The sequence below is a fragment of the Croceicoccus naphthovorans genome (assembly GCF_001028705.1).
Classification (GTDB): Bacteria; Pseudomonadota; Alphaproteobacteria; order Sphingomonadales; family Sphingomonadaceae; genus Croceicoccus; species Croceicoccus naphthovorans.
Genome location: NZ_CP011770.1, coordinates 2,677,927 through 2,693,099 on the forward strand (window position 1 = coordinate 2,677,927; position 15,173 = coordinate 2,693,099).

The 15,173-nt window shown below is 60.8% G+C and carries 17 protein-coding genes, 1 tRNA gene and 2 pseudogenes; 7 read left to right on the forward strand and 13 right to left on the reverse strand.

Translation table 11 applies throughout. The annotated features are described in order from the left end of the window. Nucleotides 1-190: 190 nt before the first annotated feature. Nucleotides 191-1,362, reverse strand: a protein-coding gene (locus AB433_RS13420; RefSeq protein ID WP_156170623.1) for an IS3 family transposase whose coding sequence is annotated in 2 segments (ribosomal slippage) — nt 191-1,110 and nt 1,110-1,362 — 1,173 coding nt in all. Because the reading frame shifts where the segments join, the coding sequence is not laid out codon by codon here. A 311-nt stretch (nt 1,363-1,673) separates the two neighbouring features. On the opposite strand from AB433_RS13420, the pseudogene AB433_RS21825 reads away from it, so the two are divergent. Further along, nucleotides 1,674-1,865: pseudogene (locus AB433_RS21825) on the forward strand (SDR family NAD(P)-dependent oxidoreductase); the annotation flags it as partial. A gap of 66 nt (nt 1,866-1,931) precedes the next feature. On the opposite strand, the pseudogene AB433_RS21830 reads toward AB433_RS21825, so the two are convergent. Both AB433_RS21830 and AB433_RS13435 read right to left on the reverse strand, forming a co-directional pair. Next, nucleotides 1,932-2,099: pseudogene (locus tag AB433_RS21830) on the reverse strand (SDR family NAD(P)-dependent oxidoreductase); the annotation flags it as partial. A gap of 31 nt (nt 2,100-2,130) precedes the next feature. Continuing rightward, nucleotides 2,131-3,228 (reverse strand): zinc-binding dehydrogenase, encoded by a 1,098-nt coding sequence (locus AB433_RS13435; RefSeq protein ID WP_218916952.1) that lies wholly within the window; start codon nt 3,226-3,228, stop codon nt 2,131-2,133. A 327-nt stretch (nt 3,229-3,555) separates the two neighbouring features. Here AB433_RS13435 and AB433_RS13440 point away from each other — a divergent pair, with 327 nt between their 5' ends. Then, complete coding sequence (locus tag AB433_RS13440) at nt 3,556-3,750, forward strand: hypothetical protein (protein ID WP_047821672.1); 195 nt, start codon at nt 3,556-3,558, stop codon at nt 3,748-3,750. Nucleotides 3,751-4,191: 441 nt separating this feature from the next. Here the strand turns inward: AB433_RS13440 and AB433_RS13445 are convergent, their stop codons facing one another. Further along, nucleotides 4,192-4,551: a hypothetical protein gene (locus AB433_RS13445; protein ID WP_156170823.1), complete on the reverse strand. Its 360-nt coding sequence runs from the start codon at nt 4,549-4,551 to the stop codon at nt 4,192-4,194. Nucleotides 4,552-4,704: 153 nt separating this feature from the next. Continuing rightward, entirely contained in the window at nt 4,705-4,965 is a 261-nt protein-coding gene (locus tag AB433_RS20600) for a hypothetical protein (RefSeq protein WP_156170824.1), read from the reverse strand. 77 nt (nt 4,966-5,042) lie between these two features. On the opposite strand from AB433_RS20600, the gene AB433_RS13450 reads away from it, so the two are divergent. From AB433_RS13450 to AB433_RS13455, 3 genes are all read left to right on the forward strand, one after another. Beyond that, nucleotides 5,043-6,530, forward strand: coding sequence for an aldehyde dehydrogenase family protein (locus AB433_RS13450; protein ID WP_047821676.1), 1,488 nt, complete (start codon nt 5,043-5,045; stop codon nt 6,528-6,530). Between the two features lie 52 nt (nt 6,531-6,582). Next, nucleotides 6,583-6,753, forward strand: coding sequence for a hypothetical protein (locus AB433_RS21065; RefSeq protein WP_156170825.1), 171 nt, complete (start codon nt 6,583-6,585; stop codon nt 6,751-6,753). 285 nt (nt 6,754-7,038) lie between these two features. Then, nucleotides 7,039-7,311: a hypothetical protein gene (locus AB433_RS13455; protein WP_156170826.1), complete on the forward strand. Its 273-nt coding sequence runs from the start codon at nt 7,039-7,041 to the stop codon at nt 7,309-7,311. 18 nt (nt 7,312-7,329) lie between these two features. Here AB433_RS13455 and AB433_RS21565 read toward each other — a convergent pair whose 3' ends face one another. Further along, nucleotides 7,330-7,464 (reverse strand): hypothetical protein, encoded by a 135-nt coding sequence (locus AB433_RS21565; RefSeq protein WP_281177797.1) that lies wholly within the window; start codon nt 7,462-7,464, stop codon nt 7,330-7,332. A 506-nt stretch (nt 7,465-7,970) separates the two neighbouring features. On the opposite strand from AB433_RS21565, the gene AB433_RS13465 reads away from it, so the two are divergent. Further along, a complete protein-coding gene (locus tag AB433_RS13465; RefSeq protein WP_047821681.1) occupies nt 7,971-8,183 on the forward strand; it encodes a hypothetical protein in 213 nt (70 codons plus the stop codon). A 193-nt stretch (nt 8,184-8,376) separates the two neighbouring features. On the opposite strand, the gene AB433_RS13470 is transcribed toward AB433_RS13465, so the two are convergent. The 7 genes from AB433_RS13470 to ftsZ all read right to left on the reverse strand — a co-directional run bounded on the left by AB433_RS13470 (nt 8,377) and on the right by ftsZ (nt 14,317). Continuing rightward, nucleotides 8,377-8,452 (reverse strand) — tRNA-Ala (locus AB433_RS13470). A 95-nt stretch (nt 8,453-8,547) separates the two neighbouring features. Then, complete coding sequence (locus AB433_RS13475) at nt 8,548-9,330, reverse strand: hypothetical protein (protein WP_156170827.1); 783 nt, start codon at nt 9,328-9,330, stop codon at nt 8,548-8,550. 270 nt (nt 9,331-9,600) lie between these two features. Then, nucleotides 9,601-10,347, reverse strand: a complete 747-nt coding sequence (locus AB433_RS13480) for a Bax inhibitor-1/YccA family protein (protein WP_047821683.1) — start codon at nt 10,345-10,347, stop codon at nt 9,601-9,603. A 163-nt stretch (nt 10,348-10,510) separates the two neighbouring features. Then, nucleotides 10,511-11,317 carry a pyrroline-5-carboxylate reductase family protein gene (locus tag AB433_RS13485; RefSeq protein WP_047821685.1) on the reverse strand — a complete coding sequence of 269 codons (807 nt, stop codon included), beginning with the start codon at nt 11,315-11,317 and terminating at the stop codon, nt 10,511-10,513. Between the two features lie 4 nt (nt 11,318-11,321). Further along, nucleotides 11,322-11,828 carry a type III secretion system chaperone family protein gene (locus AB433_RS13490; RefSeq protein WP_047821687.1) on the reverse strand — a complete coding sequence of 169 codons (507 nt, stop codon included), beginning with the start codon at nt 11,826-11,828 and terminating at the stop codon, nt 11,322-11,324. A gap of 154 nt (nt 11,829-11,982) precedes the next feature. After that, complete coding sequence (locus AB433_RS13495) at nt 11,983-12,861, reverse strand: tetratricopeptide repeat protein (RefSeq protein WP_053059171.1); 879 nt, start codon at nt 12,859-12,861, stop codon at nt 11,983-11,985. Continuing rightward, nucleotides 12,842-14,317 (reverse strand): cell division protein FtsZ, encoded by a 1,476-nt coding sequence (ftsZ, locus tag AB433_RS13500; RefSeq protein WP_047821689.1) that lies wholly within the window; start codon nt 14,315-14,317, stop codon nt 12,842-12,844. Before ftsZ ends, AB433_RS13495 begins: the two co-directional genes overlap by 20 nt. Before the next feature lie 163 nt (nt 14,318-14,480). Here ftsZ and AB433_RS13505 point away from each other — a divergent pair, with 163 nt between their 5' ends. After that, a complete protein-coding gene (locus AB433_RS13505; protein WP_047821691.1) occupies nt 14,481-15,146 on the forward strand; it encodes a leucine-rich repeat domain-containing protein in 666 nt (221 codons plus the stop codon). The last annotated feature ends 27 nt before the right edge of the window (nt 15,147-15,173 follow it).

Genomic DNA, 15,173 nt, shown 5'->3' on the forward strand with positions numbered 1-15,173 from the left:
GAGCGAACTGAATGAGAAACTTATTATTTCCAAGAATTAACTAACAAGTAGGCAACAAGAAAGCGAGCCTCGGCTATTTACCATCGCTGCGGCGTGTAGATTACGGCATCGCGCTTAGACGACTATCGCATCGTCGTTATGTCCCCCGCTTCGGCGTCTGACGTGACCCCCAGCTTTCCCCCAGCTGGGATTAGAGCCGGACCGCGTTGTTGCGCATGAGCGCGGTTGAAGCAATGGGCTGCGTAGCGGAGCCCGTAGGGCGTAGCGAAGCTGGCCATTGCTTATCCAGTTTGGCGGCGAACGCCGCCGGGGTGTCGTAGTCGAGGGAAGAATGCGGCCTCTCCCGGTTGTAGTCCTCCACCCAGGCAGCGATCTCGACGCGGGCGTGAGCCATGCTGAGGAACAAAGTCTCATTGAGCAGTTCGTCCCGCATGCGGCCATTAAAGCTCTCGACGTAAGCGTTTTGCATTGGCCTTCCCGGTGCGATGTAATGCCACTCCACACCGATCTCCCCACACCATGCCAGCACCGCATTGCTGGTGAGCTCGGTGCCATTGTCGCTGACGATCATGCCGGGCTTGCCACGCTGCGCGATCAGCTCAGTCAGTTCGCGCACGACACGGCGCCCGGAGATCGACGTATCCGGCACCGCTGCCAGGCACTCCCTCGTCACATCATCGACCACGTTGAGCACCCGGAATCGTCTTCCCGAAGCCATCTGGTCGTGAACAAAGTCCAGGCTCCAGCGCTGGTTCGGCAGCGCCAGCACCGGAGCAGGTGCTCTCGTGCCCACAGCACGCCTGCGACTGCGTCGTCGTCTGACCGCCAACCCTTCCTCACGGTAGAGCCTCTGGGTCTTCTTCCGGTTGATCATGATCCCCTCCCGGCGCAGCAGGATGTGCAGACGGCGATAGCCGAACCGCCGACGCTGGTTGGCCAGCTCGCGCAGCTTCTCACGCAGATCGGCGTCATCGTCCCGGGTGGAACGGTAACGCACGCTCTTGCGATCAGCATCGATGACACGGCACGCCCGCCGCTCGCTCATCCCGTGGCAGGCCTGGAGATGAGCGACAGCTTCCCGCTTGGCGGCGGGCGTCAGAACTTTTTTGCCAGAAGATCCTTCAACGCGGCCTGGTCCAACATGGCATCGGCGAGCAACCGCTTCAGCTTCGCGTTCTCGCTCTCGAGCTCCTTCAGTCGGCGGGCATCGGACACCTCCAGCCCGCCATACTTCGACTTCCAGTTGTAGATCGTCGCTTCCGACACTCCGTGTCGCCGGGCCAGGTCAGCGGTCTTCGCACCCGCCTCAGCCTCCTTCAGCACACCGATGATCTGCTCTTCGGAAAACCTCGTTCTCTTCATCTCGTCCGTCCTTCTGTAAGGGCCGGACTCTAATCCAAATTGGAGGAAAATCAGGGGGTCACGTCACAGGCTGAAAAAATCCAACGCCATCAGCATACGATTTTTCGGAATTGTCACTTTTTGACGAACCCGGGTTGGAAACCAAGATAGAGTCTTTCCCTAACGCCGTGATCGGCTTCAAATATTCATAGACAAAACTCAACGTCAGCGATCATTGGTTTGCCATTCCGGTCGTATCGGCCTGCCAGACTGGCGCACTCAATTTGCCGCACTATCATCCTGCACTGGACAATAATATTTCGAGGACGAAGATGCGCAATCTGACTGACAAGGCCGTTCTGGTGACCGGCGCGGGAGCCGGCATCGGCGAAGCGATCGCTCGGCGTTTCGTGGCGGAAGGCGCCAAGGTGATGCTTGCCGACATTGACGAGGATAGCGTGGCAAAAGCCGCCGGCGCTCTTGGAATGCCATACGTGAAACTCGACATCAGCGATGCATCCGCGTTTGAGTCGGCGATAGCCGCCACTGTGGAAAAGCTTGGGTCGTTCGACATCCTGGTCGTCGGTAATCTCGGCGACGATGGCCTGCCCTTTTTCCTCGTCAAGGTCCGCGACAACCACGTTCGCCCCGCGCGCCCCCGCGCGCACGGCGGCAGCCGCGCCTATGCCCGATGCACCGCCGGTGATGATGATGGATTTGCCAACAAGGCCCGTCGCCTTGTCTTCCGCCGCTCTCATCGGGAATTCCTTTTCGACGTCGTGAACGGATTCAATCGAACATCACGACCGACCGGATTCCTTCACCACGCTTCATCTTGTCATAGCCTTCGTTGATTTGGTCGATCGGCAAACGATCGGTAATCAGGCTTGCCACGTCGATTTTGCCGTCCATCATCAGGTCCACCATCGCGGGTATCTGGCTTCCGGTAACCCCGCCCATCGGCGATCCAATCAGCGATTTTCCCTGAACCAGCATGGTGGGCGGTACTTCAAGTCGGGCTTCGTCTGGGGCGATTCCGACAATCGTACATTTCCCCCAACCGATTTTTGTACATTCGAAGGCTAGTTGCATCAGCTGCGTGTTGCCCACCACTTCGAATGTAAAGTCGGCGCCTCCGCCGCTAATTTCGTTGAGGTGCCCGGCAAGATCGCCTTCAACCGTTTTCGGATTGACGAATTCTGTAGCGCCCATCTTGCGCGCGATCGCTTCTTTCGCCGGGTTAGTGTCGACGGCGATTATTTGCGTGGCGCCCGCAAGCCGCGCGCCCTGAACGACATTCAGGCCGACTCCGCCCAGCCCGAAAACAATAACTGTGGATCCTGCCTCCACCTTCGCCGTGTGCAACGCGGCACCCATGCCCGTGGTCGCGCCGCAACTGAAATAGCACAGTTCGTCAAATGGCGCGTCGTCACGTACTTTCACCAAGCTCATCTCGCGAAAGACGTTGAAATTGGTAAAAGTGCCGAGGCCAAGAAACGGGTAAAGTTTCTGACCGTCGAAATCTACTCGGCTGGTCTCTAAAAAATCGACGAAGCTGGCATAGCACAAGTTCGTCTTCCCCGTTGAGCACAGCGGACAGTGGCCGCAATGCGGAATAAAAGTCAGAACATGGTCACCTGGCTTAAATGAGCTGACGCCAGGGCCAATCTCGCGAACGATACCTGCCCCTTCGTGCCCGAAAAGGCCGGGAAAACCGGTGGAGAAATCCCACGACCCGTCCATGCCGTGCAGATCCGAATGGCACAATCCGGTTGCTTTTATCTCGACCAGAACCTCCCCCTCTTGCGGGGGGGCGACGTTGATCGTCTCGATGATCATGCGCTCGTTCTTGGCCAATGCGACGGCGGCCTTGCTTTCGATAGTCATTGCAATCCTCGTGATACGTAGCGCACAGGATGCGCCCTTTTTCTATTTATGCCCTGTCGCGGTCGTGCAGCCGGATGGAACCGACTGCGTCCTGAATGCGAGTCCAGCGTTTCACGAACCATAATGGCGGGTTCGGCCCATGAAGCGATGCGACTTCTCGCCATCGTTCGCTTGGTGAACAACTCGCGCCTGCTCGCTGTTCCGCTGGCGCGGAGCGGATTATAAACGGAATTGCAGAAGATTTGACGGCAAGGGCGTCCCTCGAAAGGTTCTCCGCCGTACCGATTTTGCGAACTAGCCGACGCGAATGCAGGCACCAAGATTGCAATGCGTTTCAATGAAGGCGCTTATCACCGCGACGACGCCCCGGGCATGAAAATGGATCACCATTTCAAGCAACTTATGCGTCTCCGCATCTCCAAGCCGCATGGCTGCGCCATTCCGCAAGCACTGCTCGAACCGACCGCCCGAAAATCGCCGCTATTCGCGTACCGCGTCAACGATGCGCAGATAGCTGTCTGATCGTCAAAGGTATGCCGGTGATTTGCGGCACTGCGTTGATGTCATCTGCATCCAGAAGATCGACAAGTTGTGCCGGATACGCCGCCGCGCAGTCGATGCTTTTCTCGTCGGGACCGTCGGGCAATCCGCCCCAACAACGCGACATCGAAACCACGTATGCACACAGCCCTTTATCGGCTTCGACTTGGGCGACGACCGATCCGGCGCGCGACGCGATCCGGCGCGCGACGCGATCCGCACGAACTGCCCTGATTTCAGCCCAAGATCAGCCATAGTCCCCGATTGGAGAAATGCCGGGTTGAATCGCTTTTTCGGGTCGAGTTCCTGTGGAGCCCCAACATGACTGTTCATCGCCTGCCGCATGCCTCGCACAGTGAGGTAATTGCCGCCCACGGCCTCTACTAAAGCGCGCGCGGCATACATTTGCGGCACGTTGCGACGTCATCTGGCATAACGTCGAATCGTGCCGAATCTCCGCTCAGCGCCGCTTCCACAACCTGCCTTCTGGGGCAGGATCACGCCATGCGGATGCTGGCGCACATCGTCGAGCAACACTTGCCCGCCGGCGGTGACGAGATCGAATATCGTCTCCCCGTCCGGAATGTCGTCCGTGTCCAGTTTCGTTCCGCCGATATCCAAGGGCAGCCCCAATCTGCGCGCAAGGCTCCATACGAATTGCCGTTCGTCTACAAGCTGGGATCCCTGTGGCTGCGACACGACCGCTTCTGCATCCTGCGCGAAGGGCACGGGATCCCGCGTTCCCTGTCCGAACAAGATCGGTACGTGCGCGCTTTCGTACATAAACTTTGGCGGGATCGCATAGCCTGCCAGCAGGGCAATCTTCGTCGGGAAGGGTTTGACCGTTAGCAAGTGATCGAGCCCGTTCAGCGCTGAGGCGGTCTTCGTCTGATCGGGAAATGCGCTAGGAGGATTTCCGACGATCACAAAAAGCGCTCAGATTCTTCCCTCACTGTCCAGCAGCATCTCGTCCGCCAATGCGGCCGTTGGCAGTTCCGCCTCCTCCTCGGTATGAGTGGCAGCGTATTTGCCCATGGTAGTCCCGCAGGAATAAGCCAGCCGTGTCCGATGACAAGACTGCGTGATCGAAATGCGAACTAAATGCCTGAATGCAGAAGGTTGATCGTGAACTGATTTGGCGCAGACGAGCGCATTGACGACATCATGCTCGGATCTGACAACCACAAGCTCAAGCATGCTATCAGCTGCCCTGCTAACTTACGTGGGATAATCATTCTGCCGCATGGCAAATCAATAGATCGAGGACATTGACCATGAGCGAAGCTCTGGAAGCCAACCGTATCCAGCACCCCCTTGTCGAGACATATCTGAAGTCGGGCGCCAAAAAGCTGTTCATCGGTGGTCAGTGGATCGATGGTGAAGGTGGACGCACGTTTGATTCGATCGACCCGGCTACAGGCCAGACACTCGCCACAGTTGCCCATGGTTCGGCGGCTGACGTGGACAAGGCGGTCGCTGCCGCGCGCAAGGCTTTTGACAACCCCGCCTGGCGGACAATGTCACCGCACGAGCGCACGCGACTGCTGTTAAAGCTGGCCGATGTGCTGGAAGCCAACGTGGAAGAACTGGCCACCCTGCAATCGCACGATATGGGTCTGATGTATCCATTCTCACAGTACATGGTCGCCAGCATGGCCGACGTCATGCGCTATTACGCAGGCTGGACCACCAAGATCTTTGGCAACACCTTCCCGCAGGATGGAAATGGCATTTTCTATACAAAGCGCGAACCACTTGGCGTAGTTGGTGCGATCATCCCCTGGAACGGCCCGATCCTTGCCGCAGTCTGGAAAATTGCGCCTGCGCTGGCCTGCGGCAACACCATCGTGTTCAAACCGGCGGAACAGGCGCCCTTGGTGCCGCTGCGTCTGGCCGAACTGTTTGAGGAAGCCGGTTTGCCGGAAGGCGTCCTGAACATCGTGACCGGTGACGGTGCAACCGGGGCGGCAATGGTCGCACATCCGGGCATTGCCAAGATCAGCTTCACGGGATCGGTCGAAACCGGACAGAGGATCATCGCCGAAGGCGCGAAGACGATGAAAAAGGTAACCGTGGAACTGGGTGGCAAGTCGCCGACGATCATCTTTCCCGACGCCGACATGGCCCGCGCTATCCCCACCGCAGTGATGGGCTTCACCTCTGGGGCCGGTCAGGGCTGTGTATGCGGAACGCGCATCCTCGTGCATGAAAGCGTTTATGACGATGTCGCCAGCCAGATCGCGGCGGCGGTCCAGGACATGAAAATCGGCAGCCCTTTCGACGCCGATACGCAGATCACCCCCATTATCTCGCGCGAACAGCTCGACAAGATCAACAACTATGTCGACATAGGCCGCAAGGAAGGGGCAACGATCGCCACCGGCGGCGAGACCTATGGCGACAAGGGTTTCTTCATGAAGCCGACGCTAATGACCGGGGTCACCAACGACATGCGGGTCATGCAAGAGGAAATTTTCGGACCGGTCGCGGGAATTCTTCCGTTCAAAGACACTGAAGAGGCAATTCGTCTTGCCAACGACGTGACCTATGGTCTTTCGGCATCAATCTGGACCGACAACCTGACAAATGCCCAGATCGTCAGTGACTCGGTTCAGGCCGGCATGGTCTGGGTGAATACCATCTTCGAATTCGATCCGATGGTGCCGTTCGGAGGATACAAACAGTCCGGCATGGGGCGTGAGCTCGGACCGGATTCGCTGGAGGCGTTTACCCAGACGAAGACTGTGATGCTTCGCCATTGAACGGCTTGCGGATCGTGACGCGTCAAGCTCCTTTGCACGGCCTCGCTTCGGCATGGTCAACGCCATGCCGGATCTGAGGATCGGCGTCATCGGGCTTGGCGAAATCGGCTCTGCCATTATGGCACTCGTCGACCATCATGGTGCTCTGAACGCGGTATCCGACATCAGGCGGGACCGGATGGGTTGCTGGCATAATACGTGGGTCTCGTCTTCGTTGTCGTAGCAACGCTGGCATTGGACGATCTTGCCTGGCTTCGGACAAAGGCGGAAGGCCATGGAGCAGCCCTCGTCGATTGCGGGGTTATCGGGGATCGCATGATGCTCGAAAACAGGCTCTAATTTGTCTGGTCGGCGCTGGCGATGAAGATTTCGCCCGCTCCGCACCGGCATTCGATTGCTTTCCCCGAATCGTATCGCACATGGGGCAACCCGGCACGGGGATGATCGTCAAGATTGTAGACAACGGATCCTGATCGCTACGCAAACGATCGGGAAAGAGGGCGCCGAGTTGGCAAAAGCCGTCGGCCTTAACCCAGCCCAGATCAAGAGCTTGTTCAAGGAAAGCTCCGCTAGCGTCGGCGGGCCGCTTCTATTCGCATCGCGTCCGGGAAACGGCAATGACAGTGCGGAAGAAGCGATATGGCACGATCGCATCACCATGATGATGCAAAAGAACATCAACGCCGAGCTCTCCCTTGCGGACGATGCAGGCGTTATCGTGCCGCACTTGCAGGAGGCGCAAAAAAACTTCCCAAACTTTATGGCGTGGCGAGCTCATTAGCTTGCTGTAGAACCGTATCTACATCGGCGAGATCGTCCACGGGGAGCCAGCTCCCCCGGCGAACACGAGGCCACCTTCGATCAGGACCTGTTCGATCAGGTCCAAGCGAAGCTTACAAGCCAGCCGCGTACCCGGGTCCAGTCCACGCGTCATCGTATTATCAGCGTGCTGGCCGGCATGCTTTCCGACAAGCCGGCAAGCCTATGGTGCCGAAGCCTACTCGTAATCATGTCCGGCGATACCGCTACTAGGTAATTAGGCCCGGCGATGTTATTCCCGGGGTTGCGACACGCTTGCCCTATCATCTTCCCACTCACCAACTCGCTGCATTGATCAATCATGCAAACCAACTCGGCGCACGCGTGACCGAAGCATCACCAGCCGAGATGCGGGAAGTCGTTGAGGTGTTGAAATTGAATGTCATCATACACCGGAACAGAGTGACCGCTTCGATCTGCCGACCGGCGTTGCTTCAGCGTGCGAACATCGACGCTGACGACGGACATCGCATACCGATCGAAATTCCATGCACTTTTGAGACCTAGGGTCAGGAGCAACGCCTACGGCTCGATCTCCTGCGGTCTGATCAAGCCAGACCCGACTAGCCACTGCTCGATCTGCTGGCTCACGCCTTCGGCGCCCGGCGCCAGCTTCTGGCGATGGATGAAGTCCATGTCTCGTCCACCTCTGCCACTGAGATCCGTCACCTTCGGCGCATCGCGCGGATCAGCTATCTCGATCCTGCGATCATCAGGCCCATCATCGATGGTACCCAGCCTCGCGACCTTACTTCGCGCAAACTCTGGCGGATCGGCACCCTGCCCACCGCCTGGCACGAACAGAAGTTCGCGCTTGGCTTTGCCACTAACTGACATCCAGCATTCCAAAGCGTGGTCACCAAAACGGACATCTGAGAACCAGCCCGTATTCTCGGCAGAACGGCGCGGTCAGCGCGTCTCTTGACCACGCGACAGCACAGTCCGTCTGCGCAAAGCGCCGGAAATGCGGGGATAATTTGGGAAGGTGGTCAAGGCGTCTCTCGACGCCTCGATACCTAGGACTGGGTGGTGGAGCCGAGGGGAATCGAACCCCTGACCTCGTCATTGCGAACGACGCGCTCTCCCAACTGAGCTACGGCCCCGTTCCAGTTCCGATCCCGCCAAGGCGGGAGAGGCGCGCTGTTAGCAGGCGTGGAGCGCGAGTCAAAGAGGGAATCGCGCCCGCCTCGGTTTTTGTTCAGCCGCCCGTATCGGTCGTATTCGCCGCCGGTTCGGGCAGCACGACAACCGGCGCATCCGGGCCATATGGCACCGTCGCTGCGGGAGAGAGCGGGTTGGCGCGCGGGCGGACATAGGGCTTGCCATAAGTCGCCAGATAGCTGGCATCCCACGCGGCGGCGGCGACGCTGTACGCTTCGTATTCGGTAAAGAAGTTCAGGAACACCGTCTCCAGCTGCGGCAGCAGTGTCGCGGCGGCGACATCCAGATCGCCCTTGCCCACAGTCATCAAATCGGTGCTGACATTGAAAGCCGCGGCGCAGAACCGGTCCAGCACTGGCGGCATCGCGAAATAGTTGTAGACCTGCGTCATGTAGCGATCACGCACGTCCTTGTATCCCGGACCATATTTCTGGCGGAACTCGCTATCCAGCGCGCGGTTCGTGGCGGACAATTCGCGCGCGTGGGTTTTCAGGAATTCGCCATAGCGTTCGGCCATCGCCAGATGCTGTGGATCGGTGCAGTTCAGCGCTGCGACGTTATAGGCGGATCGCAGGTTCCATGTCGTCTGCGCCGAAGTCAGCCCCGCGTTCACCGTCTGGCGCACGCCCAGTGCATCCACGGTGGGCACGGTCAGCCCGTCCTGCGCATAGCCGGGAGCCATCGGGCGGGCGGGGAACGCGGCCTGCACTGCCGGTGGCGGTGGCGGGGGTGATGGCGGCGGCGGCGGGGTACAGCCCGAAAGGCCGGCGATCCCCGCCATTGCACCCAGTTTCACGATCTTCACGATCTTCATTGCCACCGTCCCGATCCTCTATCCGCAGAAATTCAACTATCCTGCCAGTGTGCATGATCCCGGCTTGCGGCAGGATTAAGACGATTGCCGACAGGGCGACGCTTTCATGCGCCGATGCGCCGCGCCGCGCATCAACCCCCTTGGCGCCATCCACAAGCAATTGGGATGAGGCGACTGTCCGGCCCGACGGACCGTGAACGCACAAACGCCCGGCGCGGTGCGGGACCGGCCGGGCGTCTGGTCAGGCGGGCACGCGGCCCGCCGTCGATAATGAACTCAGTCGCGCTGGCCCATGAAGGCAAGCAGGAACTGGAACATGTTGATGAAGTCCAGATAGAGCGACAGCGCACCAAGGATCACCGCCTTGCCGAGGAACTCGGTTCCAGCAAGGTGATAGTACTGCGCCTTCAGCCGCTGCGTGTCATAGGCGGTCAGACCGGCGAAGATCGCCACGCCGATAAAGCTGATCGCCCAGTAAAGCGCAGAGCTCTGCAGGAAGATATTGATGACCGACGCAATGATCAGGCCGATCACGCCCATGATCAGGAAGCTGCCGAAGCCCGACAGGTCTTTCTTCGTCGTATAGCCGAACAGCGAGAGACCCGCGAAAGCACCGGCCGTTGCGAAGAACGTCGCCGCGATCGATCCGCCCGTATATACGAGGAAGATCGTCGAGAGGCTCATACCCATCAGGACCGCGAAGCCCCAGAACAGTGCCTGCAGCGTGCCCTGAGAAAAGCGGTTCGCGCCAAAGCTCATCGCGAAAACGATCGCCAACGGCGCCAGCACGATCAGCCACATCGCGGGCGACTGAATGAGTGCGATACCGAAAGCTGTGTTCGCCATGGCGATCGCAACGATGCCGGAAAGCAGCACGCCCGATGCCATATAGTTGTAGATGGACAGCATGTACTTGCGCAGGCCCGCATCGAAGCCGGCCCGCGTGCCCGGCACGCTTGCGTTCAGGCTCGGGGACGCGCCGAAGCCCTGTCGTGTGGGCTGGGGGTCGTTCCAGTTTGCCATTTTATCCAAAAACTCCTGTTCCGGCCCTCACAAGACGGGGCCGTGTCCCGACAATATCGCCATTCCACGGCGATATTTCAAGTAAAACCGGTGTATCGAGATGTATCGCAAAGCCCTGAATATCAAGGAAAACAGCGCATTAACCTTATGGCAAGCCCGAATCCTAGCCTCCGCGACGCGCTTCTTCCGCCATTTCAGCCCCGCGCCGCGCGGCGGCGCGCAGGGTATCGGTGATCAGATCGAGCAGCCGATTATTGGCATCCAGCGTGTCCAGCCCGGCCTGCGTCGTCCCACCGGGCGAAGCGACGCGGCGTGCCAGGTCACCGGGCGAAACATCGCTCTGCGCGGCAAGCGCCGACGCGCCTTCGACCGTGGCGAGTGCAAGCCGCTGCGCCTGTTCCTCGGGCAAGCCAAGTGACGTCGCTGCAGCGCCCAAGGCATCGATAAAGCGATAGACGAAAGCCGGCCCCGATCCCGCCAAAGCGGTCACGAGGTCGAAGTGCCCTTCATCGATCCACTCGCCCTGCCCCAGCGGTGCGGTCAGCGCCTCGACCATCGCGGTCTGGGCGTCGCTCAGCCCCTCGCCCGCCAAGGCGATCGGCGATTTGCCGAGTGCCGCCGACAGGTTCGGCATAATGCGAACGATGCCGCCCGCACGCGGAAACCGCTGCGCCAGCGTCTCCCACTCCACCCCTGCGAGCAACGAAAGCAGGACGGTATTGGGCCCCATTACTGGCTCGATTCCCGGCACGGCATCGGCCAGCCCCTGCGGCTTGATCGCCAGCTGCACCGCGTCGAACTCGCCTTCGGGCACTTCGCGCAATAGCGTGACGCCGTCGGCAACGGTTTCCAGATAGGGATCGACAACGGTAAACGTCTCGGGCGCAACACCGCCACGCAGCCATCCGGCCAGCATCGCGCCGCCCATGTTGCCACACCCGATCAACAGCATCTTGCGGGGCAAAGTCATCGGCTCAGGCCTCTCCCGCTGCGTCGATCAAGGCACCGGCCAGCGCCTCCGCCGGGCTGCGTCCGCCCCACAGGACGAACTGAAACGCGGGATAGAACCGGTCACATTCCTCGACCGCATGTTCCACCGCCATCTGCGCCTGTCCAATGCTGAGCAGGCCTTCGTCGCCCACCATCAAACCGTGGCGGTACAGTAGCACCGACCCCTGCGACCACAAGTCGAAATGCCCCAGCCAGAGCTGTTCGTTGACGAGACTCATCAGCTCGAACATCTGCGTCCGCTTGTCGTCACCAACGCGGATTTCGGGCAGGCAGAGCAGCTGCAGGACATGATCCTCGCGCCGCCAGATCGCGCGGAACTGATACTTCGCCCAGGCGCCTTGGACTTCGCCCGAAACCTCGTCCTCGCCGATCATTTCATAGGGCCAGCCCCGCGCTTCGAACAGCGAGACGAGCGTGTCGACGGGCGCTTCGTCGTCCGCGCGTTCTGCTTCGTGCCGGTCTGCTCTCATGCGCGTGTCCAATCGCGTTGGGGGTTGCCTCTCACGTGCCCTGATGAATCGGAACCCATCCTGTGCACAATGCGTTGCCCACCGTGCGCTGGGCAAAACTACAACGAGCTGTGCGTACGTTGTGGACAAGCTCCCAAAGCGTCAGTGGCCAGCGTCAGTCGTCGCCGTCGTCCAGCCAACCCGCGCCGATCCGGCGGCGCGGTGCGCGTTCTGCCTGCACCGCCCGGTTCGCCGACATGGGAGGCAGGACCGACGGGAACAGTCCCAGATGGGCCGCCGCCGCCTGCTGCGCGCGCGAAAGATTGGGCAAGACGTCCATGTATGGTCCGATCGATCCGGCCAAATCGGACGGCAATATCCGCCCCAGCACTTCGCGCGCCTCTGCCGGGCGCCCGTTGATGGCGAGCATAAACGCCTGCATCCGCCATGCTGCCGCATCCTGTACGTGAAGCAGCGGCTTCAGCATCGCCTCACCCGTCTCGTACTCCCCGCTGATCGACAGGCTGAGAGCATAGCGTCGCAGCACCTCGTCATCGGGCGCGCTGCGGTGCGCGCGGGCGTAATAGAACTGGGCCGAGGGCTGGTCGCCGATCAGGTCGTAGCCCAGCGCGCGATCCGCAGCGAAAGCATCGAGCGGAGCGCCCAGCTTGTCGGCCATAGAGAACAATGCCAGCCCCTCCCGCGGGCGGGCGCGGTGTATTTCTATCGCTCCGTTCGCGGCCACAATGATCGGATCGTTGGGTGCAAGCTGCTGCGCCCGCCGCGCATAAGTCGCCGCCGTGTCCAGGTTGCCCAGCCGCATCGCCGCACGAATCGCATCGCGCAGCGCCGATACGTCCGACCCGTTGGTCTTCAACCGTTCCTGCGCGTTCTCCAACGCCCGCTCGTTCGTGCCGGGCGGCGTGCGAAACTGCGCATGGGCGGGCACGGCGGACAGGCTCGCCGCCACGCCCGCAAGCAGAAGCGCCGCCGCGAACCGGTCGCGGCGGCGCCACCAATTGCCTGTCAGCCGCTTAACGGTTGTTGCGACCAAGGAAGCGCGGAATGTTAAGCGCTGCACCATCGTCGTCGTCATCGTCGTCATAGCGGGTCGGTTCGGGCGAGGACGGGCGCGACAGGCTCGTCATCCGTTCGAACAGAGTGCTGCCGCCGCTGCTCGGCGCTGGGGTCGACTGCTGCGGGGCGGGCGCGGGTGCGGGCTGCGGCGCAACCGGACGCGGCGCGGGCGCTTCATAGGCTTGCGGTTGCGGCCATCCGCCACCGACGGCGGGACGCTCGTTCTGTTGCTCGAAATCGCCGCCCAGCAGCAGTTCGTCCGAACCGCCGCCGTTGGGCTGCTGGGCCGCGGCCTCCACCTCGTCGCTCAATTCCAGCGAAAGGTCGAGCGGATCTTCCTGCGGCACGGGCTGTGCCGGTGCGGCTTGCGGCGCGGCAGCCGGAGTGACCACCCCGGCACGCATCGGCGCGCGGCCCGAACCCAGCGAGAAGCTCTGCGGGCTCTGCACGGCCTGAATCTGTTCTGCCGACTGGTCGATGCCGGTGGCGACGACCGAGACGCGGATCTTGCCTGCCAGATCGGGGTTGAACGCCGAACCCCAGATGATGTTCGCATCGGGATCGACCAGTTCGCGGATGTGGTTCGCGGCCTCGTCCACTTCCATCAGGCGCATGTCTTCGCCGCCGATGATCGAGACGATGACGCCCTTCGCGCCCGCCATCGACACACCGTCGAGCAGCGGATTGGCAATGGCCTTTTCGGCAGCCTCCAGCGCGCGGTTGTCGCCGTCCGCTTCGCCGGTGCCCATCATTGCCTTGCCCATCTCGCCCATCACCGAACGCACGTCGGCAAAGTCGAGGTTGATGAGGCCCGGCATGACCATCAGGTCGGTGATCGAGCGCACGCCTTGCTGAAGCACTTCGTCTGCGAGCCCGAAGGCTTCCTTGAACGTCGTGTCGGGGCTGGCGACAAGGAACAGGTTCTGGTTCGGGATGACGATCAGGGTATCGACATGCTTCTGCAGCTCCTCGATCCCCGCCTCGGCACTGCGCATCCGGCGCGAACCTTCGAACATGAAAGGCTTGGTCACGACGCCTACCGTCAGCACGCCCTTGTCGCGCGCGGCCTTGGCGATGACGGGGGCTGCACCGGTGCCGGTACCGCCGCCCATGCCCGCGGCGATGAAGCACATGTGGACGCCATCCAGCATCCGGTCGATCTCGTGCAACGTTTCCTCTGCCGCCGCGCGCCCGACTTCGGGCCGCGATCCGGCGCCAAGGCCCTGCGTGATTTCGGGGCCAAGCTGAATGCGATCTTCGGCCACTGCGTTGTTCAACGCCTGCGCGTCGGTATTGGCGACGACGAAATCGACGCCCTCGATCTCGGCCTGGATCATGTTGGCGATGGCGTTGCCGCCCGCCCCGCCGACACCGATCACGGTGATGCGCGGCCGAAGCTCCTCGACTGCCGGTGGACCGATGTTGATGCTCATGGAAATCTCCGCAAAGTCGCCGTTTCGGGCGTGCCCCGATTTAACCCTGATATTGGCACAGAACGATTCGCCGGGGCAAAGCAAATACGGGGATTTCCACACCTGTCATCGGGCTGGCAGGGCGACATATCGACAGTTGGCCGGGAAAGGGTAGGCTAAGGGCATGGAAAAGGACGAATTCAGCGAGGCACTGGGCATCGGGCCAGAGTCCGACATGGGCGTGCACCACCGCGAGAAGAACTCGTTTCGCGGGATTTCAACGCGCAAGAAGTTGCGGTTCCTGACCGCCAGCGCGGTGAACCAGGACTTCTTCGACGAGATTTGCGAGTTGGACCAACTGGAAGAGCTACGCCTCGAATGGCCGGTCACCGCCGAAACGATCGAGGGGCTGGCGCGGCTCAAGAACCTGAAGAAGCTGCGACTCGATTCCCCGCGCAACATCACCGATTTCACCCCGCTAACGCGAATGCCCCGGCTGACCCACCTCGATATCGAGAATGCCAAGCATCTCTATGACTTGCGCTGGATTCGCCCTTTGAAAGATCGGCTGGTCAAGCTGAACCTCGACGGGTCGATCAACACGACGCAAAAGCTGGAAAGCCTCGACCCGCTGGACGGTTTCGCGTTCGAGGAACTGTGGCTGGTGACGACGACGGTGAAGGACAAGGACCTGTCCCCGCTGATCACCTGCCGCAACCTGAAGAAACTGCGCTGCGCCAAATCGGTCTCGACCTTCGAGGGCTTCATGGCACTGGCCGACGCGCGGCCCGACATCGCCTGCGACTGGTTCAGCCCGGAGCACTGGCCGGGGCGGAAGTGGCGGCGGTGAGTGATAGACTAACAACCCGATTGCGCA